This is a genomic window from Cellulomonas marina, assembly GCF_900111925.1.
Lineage (GTDB): Bacteria > Actinomycetota > Actinomycetes > Actinomycetales > Cellulomonadaceae > Cellulomonas > Cellulomonas marina.
Genome location: NZ_FOKA01000001.1, coordinates 1 through 23,420, shown reverse-complemented (window position 1 = coordinate 23,420; position 23,420 = coordinate 1). Strand labels below are relative to the sequence as shown.

At 75.5% G+C, this 23,420-nt stretch carries 15 protein-coding genes; 9 read left to right on the top strand and 6 right to left on the bottom strand.

Features of this window, described 5'->3' with window-relative positions; genetic code table 11:
* Positions 1–33: 33 nt before the first annotated feature.
* From BM048_RS00075 to BM048_RS00065, 3 genes are read right to left on the bottom strand one after another with little or no spacing between them, the layout of a single operon-like run.
* Entirely contained in the window at positions 34–2,559 is a 2,526-nt protein-coding gene (locus tag BM048_RS00075) for a glycosyltransferase (protein ID WP_203708942.1), read from the bottom strand.
* Positions 2,556–3,533 carry a GDP-mannose 4,6-dehydratase gene (locus tag BM048_RS00070; protein WP_090029693.1) on the bottom strand — a complete coding sequence of 326 codons (978 nt, stop codon included), beginning with the start codon at positions 3,531–3,533 and terminating at the stop codon, positions 2,556–2,558. The genes BM048_RS00075 and BM048_RS00070 overlap by 4 nt, the downstream gene beginning before the upstream one ends.
* Positions 3,534–3,536: 3 nt before the next feature.
* A complete protein-coding gene (locus BM048_RS00065) occupies positions 3,537–4,523 on the bottom strand; it encodes a GDP-mannose 4,6-dehydratase (RefSeq protein WP_090029691.1) in 987 nt (328 codons plus the stop codon).
* 107 nt (positions 4,524–4,630) lie between these two features.
* Between BM048_RS00065 and BM048_RS00060 the strand changes: the two genes are divergently transcribed.
* The 5 genes from BM048_RS00060 to BM048_RS00040 all read left to right on the top strand — a co-directional run bounded on the left by BM048_RS00060 (position 4,631) and on the right by BM048_RS00040 (position 11,021).
* Entirely contained in the window at positions 4,631–5,569 is a 939-nt protein-coding gene (locus BM048_RS00060; protein ID WP_239078945.1) for an FkbM family methyltransferase, read from the top strand.
* Positions 5,570–5,637: 68 nt separating this feature from the next.
* On the top strand, positions 5,638–7,152 hold the full coding sequence (locus BM048_RS00055; protein ID WP_139224244.1) for a glycosyltransferase: 1,515 nt from the start codon (positions 5,638–5,640) through the stop codon (positions 7,150–7,152).
* Positions 7,149–8,786, top strand: coding sequence for a glycosyltransferase (locus tag BM048_RS00050; RefSeq protein ID WP_090029685.1), 1,638 nt, complete (start codon positions 7,149–7,151; stop codon positions 8,784–8,786). The genes BM048_RS00055 and BM048_RS00050 overlap by 4 nt, the downstream gene beginning before the upstream one ends.
* Before the next feature lie 70 nt (positions 8,787–8,856).
* Complete coding sequence (locus tag BM048_RS00045; RefSeq protein ID WP_090029683.1) at positions 8,857–9,759, top strand: ABC transporter permease; 903 nt, start codon at positions 8,857–8,859, stop codon at positions 9,757–9,759.
* Positions 9,759–11,021 (top strand): ABC transporter ATP-binding protein, encoded by a 1,263-nt coding sequence (locus BM048_RS00040; protein ID WP_090029682.1) that lies wholly within the window; start codon positions 9,759–9,761, stop codon positions 11,019–11,021. Before BM048_RS00045 ends, BM048_RS00040 begins: the two co-directional genes overlap by 1 nt.
* A gap of 92 nt (positions 11,022–11,113) precedes the next feature.
* Here the strand turns inward: BM048_RS00040 and BM048_RS00035 are convergent, their stop codons facing one another.
* Complete coding sequence (locus BM048_RS00035; RefSeq protein ID WP_090029680.1) at positions 11,114–12,793, bottom strand: hypothetical protein; 1,680 nt, start codon at positions 12,791–12,793, stop codon at positions 11,114–11,116.
* Between the two features lie 329 nt (positions 12,794–13,122).
* Between BM048_RS00035 and BM048_RS00030 the strand changes: the two genes are divergently transcribed.
* Positions 13,123–14,214 carry a glycosyltransferase family 2 protein gene (locus BM048_RS00030; protein WP_139224243.1) on the top strand — a complete coding sequence of 364 codons (1,092 nt, stop codon included), beginning with the start codon at positions 13,123–13,125 and terminating at the stop codon, positions 14,212–14,214.
* A 78-nt stretch (positions 14,215–14,292) separates the two neighbouring features.
* Here the strand turns inward: BM048_RS00030 and BM048_RS00025 are convergent, their stop codons facing one another.
* A complete protein-coding gene (locus tag BM048_RS00025; RefSeq protein WP_090029677.1) occupies positions 14,293–16,383 on the bottom strand; it encodes a DUF4214 domain-containing protein in 2,091 nt (696 codons plus the stop codon).
* Complete coding sequence (locus BM048_RS00020) at positions 16,380–18,389, bottom strand: DUF4214 domain-containing protein (protein WP_090029675.1); 2,010 nt, start codon at positions 18,387–18,389, stop codon at positions 16,380–16,382. Before BM048_RS00020 ends, BM048_RS00025 begins: the two co-directional genes overlap by 4 nt.
* A gap of 270 nt (positions 18,390–18,659) precedes the next feature.
* Here BM048_RS00020 and rfbB point away from each other — a divergent pair, with 270 nt between their 5' ends.
* From rfbB to BM048_RS00005, 3 genes are all read left to right on the top strand, one after another.
* Positions 18,660–19,655, top strand: a complete 996-nt coding sequence (rfbB, locus tag BM048_RS00015) for a dTDP-glucose 4,6-dehydratase (RefSeq protein WP_090029673.1) — start codon at positions 18,660–18,662, stop codon at positions 19,653–19,655.
* 234 nt (positions 19,656–19,889) lie between these two features.
* The gene (locus BM048_RS00010; protein ID WP_239078942.1) at positions 19,890–21,140 is read left to right on the top strand and encodes an LCP family protein; all 1,251 of its coding nucleotides are present in this window, start codon (positions 19,890–19,892) and stop codon (positions 21,138–21,140) included.
* 736 nt (positions 21,141–21,876) lie between these two features.
* Positions 21,877–22,782: an LCP family protein gene (locus BM048_RS00005; protein ID WP_239078943.1), complete on the top strand. Its 906-nt coding sequence runs from the start codon at positions 21,877–21,879 to the stop codon at positions 22,780–22,782.
* Positions 22,783–23,420 lie beyond the last annotated feature (638 nt).

The following is a 23,420-nucleotide window of genomic DNA, read 5'->3' as shown; positions in this document are numbered from 1 at the left end:
CGGTCCGACGGGCGGGCCGGACCACCGTCCCCGTCAGCCCCGCCGCAGCACCCGCGTCACGCGCCCGGAGGCGCGCCGCGCCACCTCCTGCACGCCGCCCGCCCGCAGGTAGCCCAGCGCCAGCTCCACGTCCTGCCGGACCGTCGGCCGCGGGCGGCGCCGCACCGCCCGGCGCGGCCCCTCCGGCTCGCCGGGCACGGCCAGGTCGGCGGCCCGGCGCGGGAAACGGCAGAACGCGACGAGCGGTGCCAGCGTCCGCGACCAGGCGAACCGCGGGGCGAAGGCCCGCACGGCGGCCCGCGCGGCGTCGGCGGCGCCCTCGTCGTACAGCATCTCGGCCAGCGCCCCGGCGAGCGCGTCCACGTCCTCGGCCGGCACCGCGCGCCCGAGCCCGTGCTCGCGGATGAGCCCCCCGAAGGTGTCGCCGTCCGTGGCGACGACCGGCAGGCCCGCCCAGAGGTAGTCGAGGATGCGCGTGCGGAAGCTGAACGCCGTCTCCACGTGGTGGAAGTGCGTCGACACGCCGACGTCGGCGTCGAGCAGGTAGTCCGCCCGCTCGTCGTAGGGCACCCAGTCCTCGTTGAAGAACACGTGCGTGCCGACCAGGCCCAGCGACTCGGCCAGCTCCCGCGTCTCCCAGGCCACCCGCATGCGCGGGACCCCGGGGTTGGGGTGCTTCATGCCGAGGAAGAACAGCCGCACGTCGGGGTGGTCGTCCTTCAGCCGGTTCACCGCGCGCACGAGCGTGAGCGGGTCGAACCAGTTGTAGACGCCCCCGCCCCAGAGGACGACCTTGTCGTCGGGCCCGATGCCGGGGACGCTGCCCTTGATCCCGTGCCGGCGCTGCACGGGCGGCGCGTCCTCGATGCCGAAGGGCACGACGGCCAGGAGGTTGTCGAGGGTGGCGTCCTCGTCGTACACCGCCGGGCTCACGCGCCCCTGCCCCGCGAGCTGGCCCAGCCAGAAGTCGCGCTGCTTGTCCGAGGCGCACAGCAGGAAGTCCGCGCGGCGCAGCTGCTCGTTGAGCACGCGCGTCGTCGTGGTGACCGCGTCGAGGCGGCCCTCCGCGCCCAGGTCGCGCGCCTGCTCGAGCTGCTCGAGGTGCATGGGGTCGTACACGTCGGCGACGAGCACCTTCGACGAGCCCGCCAGCCACGGCGCGTGCTCGAGGAGGAAGCCCTGGAACACGATGACGTCGGCCCAGTCCGTGGGCTCGCGCAGCCCCGTGCCGCCGGCGTACGACACGGCGAAGTCCGGGCTGCTGCGCCGCGCGCCGGCCGTCGTCACGAGCCGCACGTCGTGCTCGGGCGCCAGCGCCTTCGCGATCTCCCACGCGCGGATCGCCGGGCCCGCCAGGCGCTCCCCCAACGGCTCGCCCGTGACGACGAGGACGCGGTGCCGGCTGCGGAAGTGCTCGTCGAGCCCGAGGGCCTCCACGAGCAGGTCGTGCGTCCCGACGTACGCGGGCTCGCCGTAGGCGGGCTCGATCGCCTCGCGGAAGAGCGGGAACAGGTCGCGGTCGCTGCGGCGGCGGCGGGCCTGCAGGTCCCGGCGCGTCTCGAGCAGGCCGGGCAGCTGCTCGGCGAGGTACTCCAGCGCCCAGGGCCCCGTCAGCGCCGTCTTCGGCACCTCGATGGTGCCCACGTCGTCGCCGCCGGGCGAGCGCTGCAGGTCCAGCGCCGTCGCGTCGACCCCGCTGCGCGCCACCGCGCGCCGCACGGCCAGCAGCATCGCCGCCGGCAGCGTCCGCGCCAGCGTGCCGTCCTCGTAGTTCTTCACCATGGACAGCAGCGCGTTGCGCTCGAGCAGGTAGCTCTCGCGGTAGTCGCCGAACTTCTTCATCGTCACGTGGTGGCGGTGGTAGGCGACCGACCCCGGCACGTACCGCACCCGGTGGCCGAGGAGGTTCAGGCGCCAGCCGAGGTCCACGTCCTCGTAGAACATGAAGAACCGCTCGTCGAACCCGCCCACCTCGCGGTACAGGTCCGCGCGCACGAACATCGCCGCGCCCGTGCCGAACAGCACGTCCTTCGGGGTGTCCCACTGCCCGGCGTCCGGCCGCTCGACCTCGCGCTTGTAGCCCATGCCGAACCACGTGAGCGAGCCGTCGACGTAGTCGACGAGGCGGCCCTCCCAGTCGAGGACCTTGCTGGCGACGGCCCCGACCGTCGGGTCCTCGAACGCCTCGACCGCGGCGCGGACCCAGCCCGCGTCCGGACGGGCGTCGTTGTTGAGGAACGCGACGTACTCGCCCGTGCTGTGCGCCACGCCCAGGTTGCAGCCGCCCGCGAACCCGGTGTTCGACCCCGCGTCGACGACCCGCGCGTGCGGGACGGCGACGCGGATGCGGTCCGCGCCGCCGTCGCCGGAGTCGTTGTCGACGACGACGAGCTCGAGCCGGTCCGCGGGCCAGTCGACCTGCTCGAAGGCCCGCAGCGCCGTGATCGTGTCGTCCGCGCCCCGGTAGTTGACCAGCACGACCGACACGACGCCGGGCCGCACCACCGGCCCCGCGCCGTGCCCGGCCCCGCCCGTCGCGCCGCCGGTCGCCCCGCTCACGCCCCCTCCGCCGCGAGCAGCGCGACGTCGTGGTCGACCATCCGCCCGACGAGCTCGGTGAACGTCACCGTCGGCTCCCAGCCCAGCAGGGTGCGGGCCTTCGTCGGGTCCCCGACGAGGACCGCGGCGTCCACCGGCCGGAAGAACGCCGGGTCGACCTCCACGTGCTGCGCCCAGTCGTCGCCGATGCCCGCGCGGCGCAGCGCCGCCTCCGCGAACTCGCCGACGGAGTGCGTCTGTCCGGTCGCGACGACGAAGTCCTCCGCCGTGGTGTGCCGCGCGGCACGCACCATCGCGTCCACGTAGTCCGGGGCCCAGCCCCAGTCCCGCCGCGCCTCGAGGTTGCCCAGCCGCATGACCCCGTGCCCGTCGTGACCGATGCGGGCCGCGGCGGCGGTGATCTTGCGGGTGACGAACGCCGTGGGCCGCCGCGGCGACTCGTGGTTGAAGAGGATGCACGAGGCCACGTGCAGGTCCCGCCCGCGGTAGACCGCGGCCATGTGGTGCGCGTACGCCTTGGCGGCGCCGTACGGCGAGACCGGCGCGACCGGCGTGCGCTCGTCCTGCGGTGAGCGCTCGGCCTGGCCGAAGATCTCCGCCGACGACGCCTGGACGCACGCGACGCGCCGGCCCGTCCGCTCCTGCAGGGCGTGGGCCGCCTCGAGCAGCACCGCGGCGGCCACCCCGGACAGCTGCGCGGTCAGCGTCGGGTGCTCCCAGGAGTACGCCACGGAGCTGATGCCCGCGAGGTTGTACACCTCGTCGGGCTCGACCTCGTCGACCAGGCCGCGCAGCCCGTCGTGGTCGGCCAGGTCACCGGTGTGCAGGACGAGCTCCGGGTGCGCGGCCGCGAGGTCCGCGGCCGCGCCGTCCCGGGACTGGACGAGGCCGTGCACCTGCACGCCGTCGGCCAGCAGCCGCTCGACGAGGTAGCCGCCGTCCTGCCCCGTGACGCCGGTGACGAGGGCGCGCACCGCTTACTTGCCGGCGAGCGCGCGCTGCTCGACGAGGTCGTTCTCGACCATCATCGTGACGAGCTCGCGGAAGCCGACCTGCGGGGTCCAGCCGAGGACCTCGCGCGCCTTGGCCGGGTCGCCGATGAGCAGGTCGACCTCGGCCGGGCGCATGAAGCGCGGGTCCTGCTTGACGATGCCGGACCAGTCCTCGATGCCGACGGCCGAGAAGGCGACGTCGAGCAGCTCGCCGATGGAGTGCGTCTCCCCCGTCGCCACGACGTAGTCGTCGCCCTCCGGCTGCTGCAGCATGCGCCACATGGCGTCGACGTAGTCGCCGGCGAAGCCCCAGTCGCGCTTGGCGTCGAGGTTGCCCATGACGAGCTCGTCCTGCAGGCCGAGCTTGATGCGCGCCACGGCCTGCGAGACCTTGCGCGTGACGAACTCCGGGCCGCGGCGCGGCGACTCGTGGTTGAAGAGGATCCCCGAGGAGGCGTGCAGGCCGTACGACTCGCGGTAGTTGATCGTCATGTAGTGGCCGAAGACCTTGGCCACGCCGTACGGCGAGCGGGGCCACAGCAGCGTCGACTCGCGCTGCGGCACCTCCTGCACCTTGCCGAACATCTCCGACGACGAGGCCTGGTAGAAGCGGACCTTCGACAGGTCGTCGCCCGCGTAGAGGCGGACGGCCTCGAGCATGTTGAGCACGCCCTTGCCCGTGACGTCGGACGTCAGCATCGCGTTCTCCCAGGAGTACGCGACGAAGGAGATGGCGCCGAGGTTGTAGACCTCGTCCGGCTTCGCGACCTCCATGGCGCGCAGCAGGGACGAGAGGTCCGTCAGGTCGCCCGTGAGGAGCGTGACGTCCGGCACCGTGCGGCGCACCAGGTCGAGCTTCGGGTTGTTCTGGCCCCGGATGAGGCCGAAGACCTCGTAGCCCTTGCCCAGGAGGAGCTCGGCCAGGTAGAGGCCGTCCTGGCCGGTGATGCCGGTGATGAGTGCGCGCGCCATGGTCTCGTTCTCGTTCGGGGACGGTGGACAGCTCGCCGACGAGCATAGCGGCGCGGCCCGCGCCGCCCGGGGAGGCCCGGTGGGCCGCGGCTATGCTCCACGGCGTGATGCCCGGTCCTTTCGTGTCCTTCGCCCAGAACCGTGAGGACGTCGTCCTGTGGCGCGCGCTGCGCGGCGTCGCGGAAGGCCGCTACGTCGAGGTGGGGGCCAACCACCCGCGGACGTTCTCGGTCACGCGCGGCTTCTACGACCGCGGCTGGTCGGGGATCACGGTCGAGCCCGTGCCCACGCTGGCGGCCCTGCACCGCGCCGAGCGCCCGCGCGACACGCAGGTGGAGGCGGCCGTCGTCGACGTCCCCGCCGGCACGCCGGGCGGCACGGTGACGCTGCACCGCATCGGGGACACGGGCCTGTCGACCCTCGACGACCACATCGCCGAGGGCCACACGAGCGCGGGCTACGCGGCCGAGGACCTGCAGGTGCCCGCGCGCCGGCTCGACGAGGTGCTGGCCTCCGCGGGCTGGTCGCCGGCCGACGACCTCCACTTCGTCGTCGTCGACGTCGAGGGCGCCGAGGGCGCCGTCCTGCGCAGCGTCGACCTGCGCACGTGGCGGCCCTGGGTGCTCGTCGTCGAGGCCACCGAGCCGCGCACCACGGCGCCGACGCACGGCGCGTGGGAGCCGGACCTGCTGGCGGCGGGCTACCGCTTCTGCCTCTTCGACGGGCTGTCGCGCTTCTACGTCGCCGAGGAGCACGCCGACCGGCTGGGCCCCCTGCTCTCCTACCCCGCCTGCCCGCTCGACGAGTACGACACCGACCTCGACCTGCAGCGGCGCGCGACCATCGACGGGCTCACGGAGGACCTCGTCCGGTGGCGGTCCGCCGCCCTGGGGCGCTGGGCCGACGCCGTGGCCTCCGCGAGCGCGCCCCCGCCGGACGGCACGGCCGACCACCTGCGCGGCGAGCTCGAGGCCATGCGCCGGACGGTCTCCTGGCGGGTGACCGCGCCCCTGCGCGCCGTCCGCCGCCGGGCCGCGACCCGATGACGCCGACCGCCCGCGCCGCCCGTGCCGCCGGCAGGTCGGCCGGCGCGCCGACGCGCACCTCGACCGGCATGCCCGACGACGAGCCCGACGTCGCCGAGCGCGTCGAGGAGGCCACGGCCGCCCGCCTGCTGGAGGTCGCCCGGGTCGTCCTGGGCCACGTCCCCGACGCCGGCTGGGGCCCGCGGACGCAGGCGTCCGAGGCGCTGTCGGAGCTCGCGCGGGAGCTGGCCCGCACGCGTCGCGCGGACCTGGCGTGGCTGCTGCTCGCCGCCCTCGCCGGCGCCTACCCGTCCGCCGCGGAGGTGCGCACGCTGCAGCGCAGCGCGGCCCTGCAGGGCGAGCGGGAGCTCACGTTGAGCCTCCTCGACGCCGGCGTCGCGCTCGCCCGCCGCTTCCGTTCGGCCCTGCGGCCGCTGCGGGTCGTGACCGGCACGCTCGTCGACGTCGACTCCTGCGCCCGCTACGACTTCCACAACGGCATCCAGCGCGTCGCCCGCGAGGTGGCCCGCGTCTGGGCGGTCGAGCGGGACGTCGAGCTGGCGGGCTGGACGTGGGGCGGCGGCGGGCTGCGCGCCCTCACCCCGGCCGAGACGGAGCGCGCGGCCCGGTGGACCGGCCCCGTCGAGCAGACGGAGGAGGAGGCCGCCGCGGAGGACCGCGCGCGCGACCTGACCCCGCTGCTCGTGCCCTGGCACGCCACCGTCGTGCTCCTCGAGGTGCCGGCGCCCGACCCGCGCTGCTCGCGGCTGGCCGCGCTCGCCGAGCTGTCGGGCTCGCGCGTCGTCGGCATCGGCTACGACGCGATCCCCGTCGTCAGCGCCGACCTGCGACCCCTGGGCGAGCCGAACGGGTTCGCCGAGTACCTCACCGTCGTCAAGCACACACGGCGCATGGCCGGGATCAGCTCCTCGGCGGCGCAGGAGTTCGCCGGGTACGCCGCGGCCATGGCGGCGCAGGGCCTGCCGGGCCCCCGCGTGAGCGAGGTCGCGCTGCCGACGACCGTCCCGCCCGCGCCGCCCGGCTGGACGCGCCCGCGTCGCGAGCGTCCCCTCGTCCTGTCCGTCGGGCGCCTCGAGCCGCACAAGAACCACGGCGCCCTGCTGCACGCCGCCGAGCGGCTCTGGCGCGAGGGCGCGCAGTTCGACCTGTGCCTCGTCGGGCGTCCCGGGTGGGACGTCAGCCGCGTGCAGGGCCAGCTCGACCGGATCCGCGCCGCGGGCCGGCCGCTCGACTGGCGCACCGGCGTCGACGACGACGAGCTGTGGACGCTGCTGCGCTCCGCGTCGTGCACGGCGTTCGTGTCGCTGCACGAGGGGTTCGGCCTGCCCGTCGCGGAGTCCCTGGCCTGCGGCACGCCCGTGCTGACGACCCGGTACGGCAGCCAGGGCGAGATCGCGGCCCTCGGCGGCTGCGTCACCGTCGACCCGCGTGACGACGACGACGTGCTCGCGGGCCTCCGCCGCCTCGTCACCGACGCCGACCTGCGCGCCCGGCTGCGCGCGGAGGCCGCCGCCATCCCGGCGCGGACGTGGGCGGACTACGCCGACGAGCTCTGGGCCGACCTCGTCGAGGAGACCGCATGAGCGCCGCCGGCCGCACCACCTCCGCGGGGGCGTCCGCGCTCGCCCGCTCCGCCGCCGGGCGGGCCGCAGCCGTCGTGCGCCGGGCCGCCCGCGCCGCTGCGCCCGCCGTGCTGCCCGCCGTCCTTCCCGCCGTGCTCCCGGCGCGCGTCCCCGCCGACGTGTGGGAGCGGCGCCTGCGCGTCCTGCTGGCCGCGCTCGACGGCACCGACCCCCTGCGCCCCGTGCGCGGGGGCAGCGCCGCCGACCTCGAGCGGGAGGCCGTCGCCCTGCTGCGCGACGCCGACGACCCGACCACCTGGCTCGCCCTCGCGGTGCTCGCCGCCCGCCTCCCGACGGCCGACGAGGTCGTCGACGCCCGGCGCGCCGCCACCCTCGACGGACCCGCGGCTGTGCTGCACGCGGCCCGCGCCGCGACGACGGGCGCCTCCGCCACCCGCGAGGTGCGCGTGGAGGCGGAGGGGACGCTCGTCGACATGGGCGACCTCGTCCTGTACCCGCTCGGCACGGGGATCCAGCGCGTCGCCCGGCACGTCGGCCGCGCGTGGCGGGACGCGCACGACTACACCGCGGTCGCGTGGACGCCCGACATGGACGCCCTCGTCCCGCTCGCGGACGCCGACCGGGACGCCGCGCTGGCAGGCTGCGCCGTCGCCTCCCCGGCAGGGACGGCTGCCGCGGACACGCGCGGCACGCGCGGCACCACCGTCGTCGTGCCGTGGCGCGGGGCCACCTACGTCCTGCCCGAGCTGGCCATCCAGCCGCGCCGGTGCGCGTCGCTGCAGGGCCTGGGCCGGTACTCCGCGGCCCGCTGCGCCGTCATCGGGTTCGACCTCGTGCCGCTCACGTCGAGCGAGACCTCCGCGCACGGCTTCGCGGCCGTGTTCGCGCTGAACCTCGCCGCCGTCGCCACGTTCGACGTCGTCGGCACCATCTCGCAGGCGGCCGCCACCGAGTACGGCGGCTGGTGCCGCATGCTCGAGGGGGCGGGGCTGACCGGCCCCCGCGTGGCACCCGTGCTCCTGCCGGCGCACGCCCCGGTACCCGACGCCGACGCGCTGGCGGACGCCCGCGAGCGGTTCCTCGTCGGGGACCTGCCCCTCGTGCTGTGCGTCGGCTCCCACGAGCCCCGCAAGAACCACCTCGCGGTGCTGCAGGCGGCGGAGCTGCTGTGGCGGCGCGGCCGCCGGTTCAGCCTCACCTTCGTCGGCGGGAACTCGTGGAGCTCGGAGGAGTTCACCGAGCGGCTCGCCGAGCTCGTCGAGGACGGGCGGCCCGTCGAGACCGCCTCCAAGCTCGACGACCGGCTGCTGTGGGCGGCCTACCGGCTCGCGCGCTGCACCGTCTTCCCGTCCGTCAACGAGGGCTTCGGCCTGCCGCTGGCGGAGTCGCTGGCCGCCGGCACCCCGGGCATCGGCTCGGCGTTCGGCTCCATGCGGGAGATCGCGGACGGCGGCGGCGGGGCCCTGCTGGTGGACCCGCGCGACGACGAGGACCTCGCCGCCGCGCTCGACCGGCTCCTCACCGACGACACCCTGCACGCGCGGCTCGCCGCCGAGGCCCGGGCACGCCCGGTCACCTCCTGGGAGGAGTACTCCGAGCGGCTGTGGACCCTGTTCCACGAGGTGCCCGCCTAGGCCCTCCGGGCACGCCAGGTACGCTGTCGCGGCCGCTCGGTCGGCCGCCGTCCGTCGAGGGAGCACGTCCATGAGCACCAGCCACGACACGCGCGTGGCCCGGCTGGCCGCCGAGCCGCTGCGGGTCACCGGTCCGCAGCCGGGCGTCGCGAGCGGCTTCGTCGCGCAGGTCAAGGACCTGTGGGCGCACCGGGAGCTGCTGGACCTGCTCATCCGCCGCGAGCTCAAGGCGCGCTACAAGGACAGCACGCTCGGGTTCGTCTGGAGCCTGCTGCGGCCCCTGACCCTGCTGCTGATCTACGCCATCGCGATCGGGCAGTTCCTCGGTGCCGCCCGCCAGATCCCCGAGTTCGCGATCTTCATCTACGCGGGCCTGACGATCTGGAACCTCTTCACCGAGACGGTGACGTCTGGCACGGCGTCCATCGTGGGGAACTCGGGCCTCATCAAGAAGGTCTACCTGCCACGCGAGGTGTTCCCGCTGGCGGGTCTGGGCTCTGCGCTCTTCAACTTCGCGGTCCAGCTCCTGCTGCTCGTGGTCGCCACCCTCATCATCGGGGACCCGCCGACCGGCGAACGCTGGCTGTACTTCCCCGCGACCCTGGCCGTCACCGTCGTGTGGGGGCTGGCGTGGGCACTGCTGCTCGCGGCCGTCAACGTCTACCTGCGCGACGTGCAGTACCTCGTCGAGGTGGCCGTCATGGTGTTCTTCTGGGTCTCGCCCATCGTGTACTCCTGGGGTCTCGTCCAGCCCCGCCTCGACGGCTGGCTCGAGGACCTCTACCTGGCGAACCCGATGGCGCTGGCGGTCATGGGCTTCCAGAAGGTCTTCTGGGTGGCCGGGGACGGCCAACCGGTCCCCGAGAACCTCCTGACCCGGCTGGGGATCGCCTTCCTCGTCGGCGTCGTGTTCACCTTCGTCGCCCAGCGCGTCTTCGCGCGCCTCCAGGGCAACTTCGCGCAGGAGCTGTGATGGCCCGCTCGTCCGGTCCGACCGTCGTCCAGGTCGAGGGCGTCTCCAAGCGCTTCGTCATCCGCAAGGAGAAGTCGCTCAAGGAGCGCGTCGTCAACTTCGGCCGCTCCCAGCGCCACAAGGAGGACTTCTGGGCGCTGCGCGACGTCGACCTGTCGATCGAGTCGGGCACCACGGTCGGGCTCATCGGCCCCAACGGCTCCGGCAAGAGCACGCTGCTCAAGACCATCGGCGGCATCCTGCAGCCCACGAGCGGCACCGTGCGCACCCGCGGCCGGATGGCCGCGCTGCTCGAGCTCGGCGCCGGGTTCCACCCGGACCTCACCGGCCGGGAGAACGTCTACCTCAACGCGTCGATCCTCGGGCTGAGCACGAAGCAGACCGACCGGTACTTCGACGCGATCGTCGACTTCTCCGGCATCGAGCAGTTCATCGACACGCAGGTGAAGTTCTACTCCTCGGGGATGTACGTGCGCCTGGCCTTCGCGGTCGCGGTGCACGTGGACCCGGACGTCCTGCTGGTCGACGAGGTGCTGGCCGTCGGCGACGAGCCGTTCCAGCGCAAGTGCATGGACCGCATCCGCTCGTTCCAGCACGAGGGCCGCACGATCGTGCTCGTCACGCACGGCCTCGACCAGGTGGCCGACGTCTGCGACCGGGCGGTGGTCCTCGAGCACGGCCGCCTCGTCGCCGACGGGACGCCCGCGGAGGCGCTGCGCGTCCTGCGCTCGGAGTTCGACCAGATGCGCGCGGAGGACATCGAGCGCGACCAGGAGCGCCGCGCCCGCCAGGAGGCCGAGGCCGCCGCCGGCGGCGCCGTCGCCACCCCGGCGCCCGCGGAGGAGCGGCCCAAGGCGACGATCAGCGCCGTCGAGGTGCTGGACGGCGGCTCCCCGGTCGGCGTCGTCGCCCCGGGGCGGCCGCTCGCCGTGCGCGTCACCGTGGACGCCACGGAGCCGCTGACGGGCGACTGGATCCTCGGCTTCGGCTTCGAGTCCGGCTCGGGGCAGGGCATCTACGGGACCAACAGCCGCCTGCTCGGCGTGCCGCTGCCGACCGTCGTCGGGCGCGCCGCCTTCGACTTCACCATCCCCGCGCTGCACCTGGGCGAGGGCTCCTACACCGTGCACGGCGCCATCGCCGGGCCGACCGGCGCCGAGGTGCACCGCCTCCGCGACGGCGCCCAGCTCACGGTGCAGGCAGACTCCCGCGAGGTCGGGTTCGTCCGCCTCGACGTCGGGCTGGTGCCCGCGACGGCCTGACGTCGCCGACCGGCGGCCGTCCGCGCACGCGCCCGTCGCCCGGCCGCTCCTCCGCGGCCGCGTCCCGCTCGTCGGGCCTGGCGGCGCCCCCGTCAGACCGCGCCCGCGTACTCCAGCACGAGGCACTGCCGCACGGGCGGGCTGCCGAGCTGCGGGGTCGTGCCGGGCACGGGGCACGTCTCCCCCGTAGGCCGCCAGCCCGCCTGCGTCCAGAAGTCGAGGTACGTCAGGCAGAACGCCAGGTCCTCGTTGACGCACACCGCCAGGGGCGGCCCGTCGCCCTCGGCCAGCTCGCGCTCGAAGGCGGCGCGGTAGCCGACCGGGTCGCCACCGCTCTTGAACCCCGTGACGTACGTGGCGTCGCGGCCCGCGTCGAGCGTCTCGTGGAGCAGGGGCCACATGTCCCAGTAGTACCCGGCGAGGAACGTGACGTCGTTCTCCTGCACGAAGTCGCCGGTGGCGCGCACGCCCGTGAGGACGTCGGCCCGCTCCGGCGGCACGAGCGGCCCCGCCAGGGCGACGACGAGCACGCCGGCCGCCCCGACGAGCGGCACCGCCCGGGGCAGGGGCCCGCGGGAGCCGGGCGCCGTCCCCGCGCGCCCGGCCCGTGCGGACCCGCCGCGCGTGAGCCGGGCGGGCACGAGCCCGGGGCGCAGGACGCCCTCGGGCCGCACGAGGCCGACCGCGAGCGCCACGACGGGGACCACGGCGAGCACCACGAGGAACAGGACGACCGGGTAGAAGTACCGGACGGGGTAGCCGTTGACCGCCACCCACGGGTTGCCGGTGAAGACTGCCCAGTACAGGGCGCAGAACACGCCGGCCAGCGCGAGCCGCTGCAGCAGCGCCGCCCGCCGCGCGGGGGCGAGCGCCAGCACGGCCAGCCCAGAGACGACCGCGAGCAGCACGAGCGGCAGCGGCCGGAACGCCCCGGTGACGGCCCCGAGGGAGAGCGGCGTGTCCCGGAGGAACTGCGGCAGGTCGAACGCGAAGTAGCGCTGCTCGGCGTCCGGGATCGGCCCCGCGGTGCCGCCGAACCGCGCCGACAGGACCTGCCACACCGCCAGCCACGCCAGCCAGACCGCGCCGAGCACGAGCCAGCGCACCCACTGGCGGCGTCGGACCATCTCGACGACGGCGAGGAACGCCACGACGAGGACGACCGACGGGTTGAGCCCGGCGGCCGGCCCGACGAGCAGCACCGCGGCGCCGAGCGCCCACGGCGAGCGGCGCTTCCACAGCAGGAACGACCCGAGCGCCATCGACCAGGACAGGGAGTACGGCTGGCTCTCGAGCGCCAGGATGTGCAGGCGGACGGGCGCGATGAGCAGGTGCGCACCGGCCAGCAGCCCGCCGAACAGCACCGCGGTCGCCCACCGGTCCCGCGAGCCCGTCACCGCGCGGACGCCCATCCAGGCCAGCAGCAGCAGCAGCACGTGGAACGCGAGCGCGTTGACGAGCAGGCAGACGAACAGGTTGACGTCGGGGTCCGCGAAGGGCTGCGCGAGCACGGACGTGAACGCGAAGAAGCGGTTCTGGCCCCAGAAGAACAGGTCGACGTCCTGCACGGACATCACCGACTGCTGGACGCCGTCGGCCTGGAGGAAGTGCTGCGTGCGCCGCAGGACCGTCCACACGGACACCCCGACGAGGACGACACCGGCGGCGAGCCACCACAGGAGGCGGTCGCGCCCCCACCGGCCCGTCGCGCCGGTCGTCGTCGCACCGGCCGCCGTTCCGGGGCCGTGGGCGGCTGCGGTGGTCGTCGCCATGCGGGGGTTCCCTCGTTCGGTACGTGTCGGTACGTGGTCGGTACGTGGTCGGTACGTGGTCGGTACGGGCTCGTCACGGGTCCGGTACAGGTCGGCGTGCGGCGCCGCACCCTGCTGCCGCGGCGGCCGCGTACCGGCCCTCGGTCCGGGTCACGGGGCGCGCGGCGCGGGGCCACTGTAGGTCATGGCCCCCGCCCGCCCGGCTACCCTGGGCGCCGGCGGCCACGCGCCACGGCCCGGCCACCGCCGGCCGGACGCGCCCCACGACGGCCCGCCCACGCGACAGCACCCGCCGCGCACCCGCGGTGACGAGACCCGATGGGGGACCTGTGGACACGCACGACGGCACGGTGCGGCGCGAGCCCCCGGGCGGCTGGCCCTGCGAGCGCTGCGCCGGGGCCTCGGTGCTCCTCGTGGTCCCCTGCCACGACGAGGCCGCCACGATCGGCGGCGTCATCGCGGGGTTCCGGGCCGTCCTGCCGGACATCGAGGTGCTCGTCGGCGACAACCTCAGCACGGACGGGACGGGCGACGTCGCCCGCGGCGCCGGCGCGACGGTCGTGCACGTACCCATCAAGGGCAAGGGCCGCGTCGTGCGGCGGCTGCTCGAGTACAGCAACCACGACGTCACGATCATGGTCGACGGCGACGCGACGTACGACCCCGCGGCGGCCGTGCAGCTCGTGCACGAGGTCTACTGCCGCGGCTACGACCTGGTGAACGTGTCCCGGGCGAGCAAGGCCGAGGGCGACGAGTACCGGTCCGGCCACGAGTGGGGCAACGCGGCCCTCACGGGGCTGCAGCGGGCGCTCACGGGCATCGGCCTGCGCGACATCCTCACCGGCTACAAGGGCATGAGCCGCCGGTTCACCGCCTCCATGCCCGTGCGCTCGCAGGCTTTCCAGGTCGAGGTCGAGATCGCCGCGCACGCCGTCGCGCTCGACCTCGCCTACGCCGAGATCCCCGCGCCCTACGGCGCGCGGCCCGAGGGGTCGGTCTCGAAGCTGTCGACCTACGCCGACGGCTGGGCCATCCTGCGCGCGATCCTGCGGCTGTGGCGCGACCACCGGCCGCTGCAGGCGTTCGGCCTCATGTCGGTGCCGTGGCTCGTGGCCGCGGCGGTGCTCGTCGGCGTCGCGATCGCGGGCTTCGTCGAGACGGGCGAGGTGGAGCGGTTCCCGAGCCTCATCGCGGGGGTGGCGTCGTTCATCGTCGGGATGCTGCTGCTGACCGTCGGCTGGATCCTCACCCGCACGCAGACGCTGCGGCGCGACGAGCTGGCCCTCGCCGCCGCGAACGCGATCCGCGACGGCGTGTACCGGCGCCACGTCCGCACGCACCGCACCGGGCCCGACCGCGAGCAGGAGCGCGCCGAGGCGATCCTCGACCGCCAGATCGACGCGTCGGTCCCGGGCGCCTGACCCGGCCTCGACCGCGCCCGACCCGGGCGCGACCCGGCCGGACGCGACGCCCGACCGGGTGCCCGCCGGCCCTCCCGCTCAGGCCGGGAACCGCACCCGCGCGCGGGCCCAGTACTCGTCGGAGCCGGCGATGCCGACCCGCACCACGCCCTCGCCGCGCTCGAGGAGCACCTGCCCCCAGTGCACGCGGCCGGACCACTCCGGCTCGCGCCCGAGGAAGGTGCGGTAGTAGCCGGCGGCCCGCCCCTGCGCCGCCTCGAGCGACATCCACACGCCGAACCCGACGGACCCGCGCCCGGTGCTGCGCACGCGCGCGACCCAGTAGGCGGACTCCTCCGGGCTCGGCGCACGGCCGAGCATGACCGTGTACACGCGCCCGACGTAGGCCGCGTCGTCGGACCCCGACGCGAGGTAGAACTCCGGCGACTCGTACAGCAGCCGCTGCACGTCGTCGATCGTCAGCCGGCCGGCGGCCACGGCGTCGACCCATCCGCGCAGGCCGCCGTCGTCGGCGGGGCGCCCGAGCACCTCGGCGTACGCCTGCCGCACCCGGCGCTCCCGGTACTCCTGCGTCGAGGTGAGGACCCCGACGAGGTCCGCCGACGAGGCGCCGCCGATCAGCAGCCCCGACCACGAGGCGACGCCGGACGGCTCCGCGTCGCGCCCGAGCAGGTCCTGGTAGAGGGCCCGGACGAGCGCGGCGGCGTCGGCGGGCGACAGCGACACCGTGAACCAGTCGCTCTTGAGCCCGAGCGCCTGGCGCACCTCGTTCCCCGTCATCGTGCGCGTGGCCGTGGTGCCCACGACCCGCGCCGACGTGACGCGGCCGCCCTCGGCGCCGAGCCCGTTGCGGCCCGTGACGGTGAAGCTGCGCAGGACGCCGACGCCGAGCCGGGCCCCCGCCTCCCCGACCGTCGTCGCGAGGGTCCACGTGTGGTGCGGGTTGCCCGCCACGGCGTCGCCGTCGTCGACGACCGCGGGGAACGTGCCGCCCGCGGTCCAGCCGCCGGTCGAGGCGCTGAACTCCGTGCGCGCGATGCGCCCGGCCGAGGTGCGCATGACCTGCCCTGACGTCTCGGCGGTCGCCTGGTCGGAGCGGGCGTCCTCGCGCAGCGTCCGGGCCGCCCCCGGGCCCTGCGCGCCCGTCGAGAAGGCACCGCGGTAGACCTGGCACGCGGTGGTGTCGCAGAGGGTGGCGCCCGAGGCGCGCGGGGACGACGCGAGCGCGTAGCTGCGCGCGGCGACCGTCTGGGCGCGCAGGGCCGCCATGCCGTTGGGGGTGCTCCCCCACGACGGCGGCATCTCGGCCGCCGCGACGCCGCGCACGTAGTCGTCGATCTGCACGGCGTTGACGACGTAGCGCGTCCCGCCGACCACGCGCAGCTGCAGCGCACCGCGGTAGCCGGTGCTGCCGGTGGGCTCGCACGTGCGGATGAGCCCGTCGAGGCCGCCGGCGCCGCCGGCGCCCACCTCCACGGTCGTCGCGCCGACGGTCGAGGCCGTCGTCCAGGGGCCGCCGCACGACGGGCCGGTCTGGACCTCCGTGGCCGACCCGTTCCACCGCAGGCGCAGGTAGCCGTAGCCGGGCACGCTCGTCGAGCCGGCGTGCAGGCCGTAGCCCTGGACGAGGACGTCCGTGGCCGCGCCGGTGAACCGCGTCAGCTCGACGAAGACCCACGGGTTGCCGGCGTCGGCCGCCAGCCGCGTGCCGCCGTAGTAGTGGCCGAGGATCGTCTGGTACGGCGCGCCCTGCTGCGCGTAGCCGAGGGCGCCCCACTGGCCCATGCCGCGGCCGTGGCCCCAGCCGTGCCCGGTGACCGTGAGCCGGAGCGACCCGTCCTCGGCGTGCGCGGGCGCGACGGGCCCGCGCGCGGCGTCGACCGCGACGAGCCCGAGCACCACCGCCGCGACCGTCAGCAGCCGGACGGCCCTGGCGACCGCGCCGGTCCTCCCGGTCGTGCCGGCCCCGGTCGCCCGGGCCCTGATCGTCCCGGCCCTGATCGTCCCAGCCCGGGTCGTCCCGGCCCGGGTCGTCCCGGCCCGGGTCCCCGTCGTCCCGTCCTCGTCGACGCCCCTGCGCACCGTGGTCCCCTCGTCGTCCCGCTCGTCGTCGTGCTCGTCGTGCTCGTCGTCGTGCTCGTCGTGATGCCCGGAGTCGCCGTGCGTCACGCGCTGACGGCCGGGTACCGGGTCAGGGCCCGCGCCCAGTACTCGGCGGACCCCGCGATGCCGGTGCGCACGACGCCCTCGCCGCGCTCCAACAGCTGCTGCCCCCAGTACACACGCCCGGACCACTCCGGGTCACGCCCCAGGAAGGTGCGGTAGTAGCCGGACGCCCGCTGCTGGGCGGCCTCGAGCGAGGCCCAGACGCCGGCGGCCACCTGCCCGCGATTGCCGGCGGCGATGCGCGCGACCCAGAAGTCCCGCTCGGCGGCACCGGGCGCACGGCCCAGCATGACCTCGTACACCCGCGTGACGAAGGCGGCGTCGGTCGCGCCGGCGGCCTGGTAGAACTCCGGCGACTCGTAGAACAGGCGCTGCACGTCGTCGACCGTCAGGCGGCCGGCCGCGATCGCGGCGACCCAGCCGGCGGCGCCGCCCGCGTCCGGGGAGCGGCCGAGGACCTGCTCGTAGGCCTCGCGCACACGCAGGGTGCGGTACTCCGTCGAGCTGGTCAGGACGCCGACGAGGTCCGCGGAGGACGTCCCCTGCACGAGGAGCGAGGACCAGGAGGTGACGCCGCCGGCCTCGGCGGGGCGGTCGAGCAGGTCGGTGTAGAGGGCCTTCACCAGCGACGCGGCGTCGGAGGTGGTGGTGCCGGGCGCGTAGCCGGCCGCGGCGCTGCGGATCGCCGCGAGGGTCGCGTAGCCGCGGTCCCCGGGGCACGCCGTGTAGGCCACGTCCCGGTGCCCGAGCACGCGCGGGAGCGTCACCGTCCGGTTGGTGAACCGGGAGTTCTCGCCGGCGCCGGTCCAGTACTGCATCGTGCCGCGCGGGTCGACGCCGTAGGCACCCAGGCGCCACCCGACGATGCGCGCCACCGCGTCGGTCATCGCCGGCGACGGGGCCACCGTGGTGAACGTGCCGAGCATGGAGACGCCGAGCGTGCCCGTGTTGAAGCCGCCGGCGTGGACGCCGATGACGGCCTTGTCCAGGCTCCCGGCGCGGCCCTCGTAGATCGTGCCGAACTTGTCGACGATGACGTTGTAGCCCAGGTCGCACCAGCCGCGGCCCTGCATGTGGTACGCCTGGTCGTTGCGGATCTGCTGCATCGCCTGCGCCCGGTCGGCGTAGGCGTTGGAGCCGGCGGTGTGGTGCACCACCGCGCCGACCAGCGCCTTCGCGGACGCCATCTCGCAGCTCGGAGACGCGGCGCCCCAGGCGGCGCGGGTGACGACGGGCGGCATGCCGGCGGCGGCGGGCGTGGCGGCGACCGCGGGCCGGACCACGGCGGCGGGGCCGGTCGCCTCGGAGCCCACGAGCACCAGCTCGACGTCGCGCGCCGTCGTCGTCCCGTCCGCCGGGGCGGCCACCGAGACCTGGACGGCGTCGGACTCCCCGACCCACAGCGTCTGCGTGCCGGCCCGCTGGGCCGCGGCCTCGGCGTCGGGGGTGCCGGCGTCGGGCGCGTCGTCGCCGACCTCGAGGGCGGTCCAGGCGGACCAGCCGTCGTCGGTCCGGGTCCGCACCTGCACGTCCGGCGCGGGCCCGTCGGCCCAGGTGACGCCGAGGGTCTGGAAGTCGGCGACGGCCACGGGCTCGGAGACCACGCGCCCCGCGGCCCCCTCGTCGACGACGAGGGGTGCGAGCGGACCGTCCTCCTCGGTGTCCAGCGCCGCCACGGGCGCGTCGGCGGGCAGCGGCGCCAGGGGGTCGACGGCAACGGCGCCGGCCGCCGCGCCCGCGGCGTCGCCGGGCACGTCGAGCACGAGCGGGACCTCGGCGACCTGCACGTCGGCGTCGGCACCGAGGCCGGTACCGGAGTCGGTCCCCGAGCCGGTCCCCGAGCCGGTCCCGTCACCGCTCGCAGCGGCCGCGGCGTGGCGGACCACCCCCGCACCGGCGACGACCTGGCCACCGGGCGCCCCGGGCGACGGTGCGACGGCGGGCGCGGGCAGGACCCCGCCGGCGACGCCCGCGGCGAGGCCGAGCGAGAGGACGAGACGCAGCAGCATGATGCTCCAGACGGGTGACGGCAGCGTGCCCCTACCGTTTCGGCCGCCAGCATCCCACCCTTGAGCCCTCCAGCCCCTGGGTCCTCGTGCGTCACATCCGGGCACCTCCGTACCGGACGCGCCCGCCCGTGCGGCCCGCGCTGGCTATGCTCCTCGCGCGGCACGCCCCCGTGCCGACGGGCCGCCCGTGCGCACCTCGTCGGGGGCGTCCCCGGCCGGCCGCCACGGGTCCGCCGGGTCACCACACGCCGCCCGTCGAAAGGTCTCGTCGTGCACCTGCTCGTGACCGGAGGGGCCGGCTTCATCGGCGCCAACTTCGTCCACCAGACGGTGCGCGAGCACCCCGACGTCCAGGTGACCGTCCTCGACGCGCTCACCTACGCGGGCGACGAGCGCAGTCTCGACCCGGTGGCCGACCGCGTGACCTTCGTCAAGGGCGACATCGCCGACCCCGACGTGGTCGACCGCCTCGTCGGCGCCACGGACCTCGTCGTGCACTTCGCGGCGGAGTCGCACAACGACAACTCCCTGCACGACCCGTGGCCGTTCGTCCGCACGAACGTCATCGGGACGTACACACTCCTCGAGGCCGTCCGTCGGCACGGGGTCCGGTACCACCACGTCTCGACCGACGAGGTCTACGGCGACCTCGAGCTCGACGACCCCGCCAAGTTCACGCCGGACACGCCCTACAACCCGTCGAGCCCGTACTCCTCGACGAAGGCGTCCTCGGACCTGCTCGTCCGCGCGTGGGCCCGGTCCTTCGGGGTGCAGGCGACGATCTCGAACTGCTCGAACAACTACGGGCCCTACCAGCACGTGGAGAAGTTCATCCCGCGCCAGGTGACGAACGTGATCGACGGCGTGCGCCCGAAGCTGTACGGGTCCGGGCAGAACGTCCGCGACTGGATCCACGTCGAGGACCACAACGCCGCGGTCTGGACCATCCTCGAGAAGGGCCGCGCGGGCGAGACCTACCTCATCGGCGCGGACGGCGAGAAGGACAACCGGACCGTCGTCGAGACGATCCTCGAGCTCATGGGCCAGGATCCGGACGCCTACGACCTCGTGAGCGACCGGCCCGGCCACGACCTGCGGTACGCGATCGACGCGACGAAGCTGCGCACGGAGCTGGGCTGGGTGCCGCGGTACACGACGTTCCGCGACGGCCTGGCCGCGACGGTCGACTGGTACCGCGCGCACGAGGCGTGGTGGCGACCGCAGAAGGACGCCACCGAGGCCCGGTACGCGAAGCTCGGGCGCTGACGGGGCGAGCCCGACGCCACCTGCCCCGGCGGTCCGGCCGGTCCGGCCGGCGGGACCGGCGGTCCGGCCGGTCCCGCCGGCGCCGACGGATCCCTCGGGTCTGACGGGTCCCTCGGGTCGCTCGGGTCGTCGCCCGGGTCCCCCGGGTCAGCCGCGGCGATCTGCACAGGTCCTCCACCGCACCTTCCCGGGCCCGCTGCCGATCGTCCCCCCGTGCCCTCCTACCATCCTGCCGTGACCTCCCGCCACGTCGCCCCCCGGCGTCCTCGCGCGCTGCGCCACGCCCGGGCCCGTTCGCGCCACCCGCTGCTGCGCGGAGCGGCGGTCGTCGCCACCGGCGTGCTGGCCTTCGCGGTGGCCGGCACCGCCACCGTGGCCGCCAACCTGCAGGGGAACATCACGTCGGCGGACGTCAGCGACCTCGTCGTGCCGGTGGACGAGCCGAGCACGGACGCGACCCCCGACCCGCAGGACGCGAGCGCCGGGCAGGCGCTGGACATCCTCGTCATGGGCTCCGACGAGCGCGACGGCGAGAACGCGGCGATCGGCGGCTCCGTCGAGGGCATGCGGTCGGACACGACGATCCTCGTGCACGTCTCCGCCGACCGGTCGCGCGCCCAGCTCGTCTCCATCCCGCGTGACTCCCTCGTCGAGATCCCGGCCTGCACGGCGACGAACGGCCAGACCTCCCGGCCGCGCACGGACCTGTTCAATTCCGCGTTCGCCACCGGGGCGGACATGGGCGGGGACGCCGCGTCCGCCGCGGCGTGCGCCATCTCGGCCGTCCAGGTCAACACCGGCGTGACCGTCGACCACTACGTCGTCGTCGACTTCGTCGGGTTCACGAAGATGGTCGACGCGCTGGGTGGTGTCACGATGTGCATCCCCGAGGACATGTCGAGCCCCATGGCGGGCCTGCAGCTCTCCGCCGGCGTCCAGACGCTCGACGGCACGACCGCGCTGGCCTTCGCCCGCGCGCGCAAGGGCGTCGGTGACGGGTCCGACACCAGCCGGCTCGGCCGCCAGCAGCAGCTCCTCGCCGCGACGCTCCAGGGGCTGCTGTCCAAGAACTTCCTGACCGACACCGGCCAGCTCATCGGGTTCTTCGACGCCGCCACCGAGTCGCTCACCACCGACCCTGGGCTGAGCTCGATCGCCGACCTGACCGGCCTGGCGTTCTCGCTGCGCGGCATCGACCCCGCGAGCATCACGTTCCTCACGATCCCGTTCGGCCCGGCGCCGTCCGACCCGAACCGGGTGGTGTGGACGCCGGAGGCGGACGCCGTCTGGGCCGCCATCGCCGCGGACCAGCCCCTGCCGAGCAGCGAGCCGGCCGCGCCCGCCGCCCCCGCGACCACCGACCCGGCGGCCCCTGCCGACCCGGCCGCGTCGGCGCCCGCCGCGCCCGAGCCCACGCCGACCGAGACGAAGGCCGCCGGGCAGGAGGCGTTCACCGGCGCCGACGTGACGGCCGTCTGCTCGTGACCCGCGTCCCACCGGCGGCGGCCGGGCGGTGGCACCATCAGCGCATGGTCCGACGCCAGGTCCGTCCGGCGCGCCCGGCGGCTCGACGATGAGCGGCACCTCGGGCGACGAGGGCCGCCCCCCGAGCTTCGCCCCCGGCGCCCGCCGCACCGGTGGCGGAGCGTCCCCGTCTCGTCCCGTCCCCCCGCCGGCGCGCCCGGTCGTCCCGCCCACGCGCCCACCGGCCCCGCCCACGCGCCAATCGGCCCCGTCAGCGCGTCCCATGCCCGCCGACGCGGGCCCGGGCTCGACGAACCCCGGTGCACGCCGTCCGGCCGCCCCGCGCCAGACCACGAGCGCACCCCGTCCGTCGTCGCCCCCCGCGGCGCCCCGGTCGACGGCCCCCGCGGCGCCCCGGTCGACGGTGACGGCGTCGACGGCGCCCAGCGCGACGACGCCACCCGCCGCGCGCCCCACCGGCGCGCCCAGCCCTGCGGCCCCTCGCGCGCCGAGGAGCACGGCCTCCCGTGCACACGTCCTCCAGGCGGGCGGCGCGGCAGGCGCCGCACCCCCCCACAGTGCAGCGACCGACGGTGGAACCGCCCAGGGTGGCCCCGCGCGCAGCGGTCCGAACGCCTTCGGACCGGCGCCACGATCGGCGGGCGACGTGTCCGGTGTACCCATCGGCAGCACACCGGGCGATCGCGCGCCTCGAACCGGCCGTCGGCGACGTGCCGTCCTCCTGGGCGTCGCCGCGGTGCTCGTGCTGCTCCTCGCGTGGCCCGTCGCGCTGCTCGTGCGTGCCCAGGACCGCATCCAGCACGTCGCCGCGCTGTCAGGTGCCGCCGGGACGCCGGGCACGACGTACCTCCTCGCCGGGTCCGACTCCCGCGCGGACGGCGCCGTCGGCGGGGAAGCCGTCGAGGGTGCGCGCACCGACAGCATCCTCCTGCTGCACGTGCCGAGCAGCGGGCCGTCCGCGCTCATCTCGCTGCCGCGGGACACGTACGTCGAGGTCCCGGGCTACGGGCCGGCGAAGCTGAACTCGGCGTACGCCTGGGGCCAGGCGCCCCTGCTCGTGGCGACCGTCGAGGGGCTGACCGGTCTCACCGTGGACCACTACGTGGAGATCGGCATGGGCGGCGTCGAGCAGGTCGTGGACGCCGTGGGGGGCGTCAACCTCTGCTACGACGCCGACGTCTCCGACCCCGACTCGGGCATGGTCTGGACCGCCGGGTGCCACGACGTCGACGGCGAGCAGGCACTGGCCTTCGCGCGGATGCGCAAGGCCGACCCCCTGGGCGACGTCGGGCGTGCGCAGCGGCAGCGCCAGCTCATCGGGGCCGTCATGGCTGCGGTGTCCCCCGCGTCGCTCGCCCTGCACCCGGGCCGGCAGACCGACCTGCTCGACGCCGGCCTCGGCGCCGTCCGCGTGGACGACGGGATGGGTGTCACCGACCTCGCGCGGCTCGCCCTGGCCTTCCGCTCGGCGACCGGCCCCGGCGGCGTCACGGGCGCGCCGCCCATCGCCGACAACGACTACCGTCCGGGCAACATCGGCTCGACCGTCCTGCTCGACGAGACCGCCGCACCCCAGTTCTTCGCCGACGTCCGCGACGGCGTCCTCCCGCCCGGACCGGTGGGCGGCGCTCCAGCAGCCTGACGGCTCGGCGGCACCACGCAGCCCGACCGCACGCAGCGGCACGTACACAGTCGAACCCGCGGCAAGCACCACCCTGGCACCAGCCCTCAGCAGCGCGAGCACCCGACCCGGTCCCACAACACGTTCCCTCCGGACGACGGCGACGCAGCTCGTCGCCCGCGGCCCGACGAACCGCTGCTGGCTCTCGGGCACGACGACGCAGCTCCGCGCCCGGGCACAGCGACGCAGCGCATCGCCCGCGGCCCGACGAACCGCTGCTGGCTCTCGGGCACGACGCAGCTCCGCGCCCGGGCACGGCGACGCAGCGGCCCGCCCCGGACGCGACGACGCAGCTGCTCGCCCCGGACGCGACGACGCAACTGTCTGCGCCGGCGTCCCGCCCCGGACGCGACGACGCAGCTGCTCGCCCGGGACACGGGGACGCAGTCGCTCGCCTCGGCGGGCAGGGCGAACACGGTTGGCCGCTCTCGAGCACGACGACGCCCGGGGGCAGCACGTGGCACGGCGACGACGCCGACCGCACGCCGTCAGAGACGCCGCCCACGCGTGGTCAGAAGGGGATGGGTCCGGCCCAGGGGTCCGGGACCGGTTCGGGTGCCGGTGGCGGTGGTGGTGGCGCTGGTGGCAGGGGCAGGACC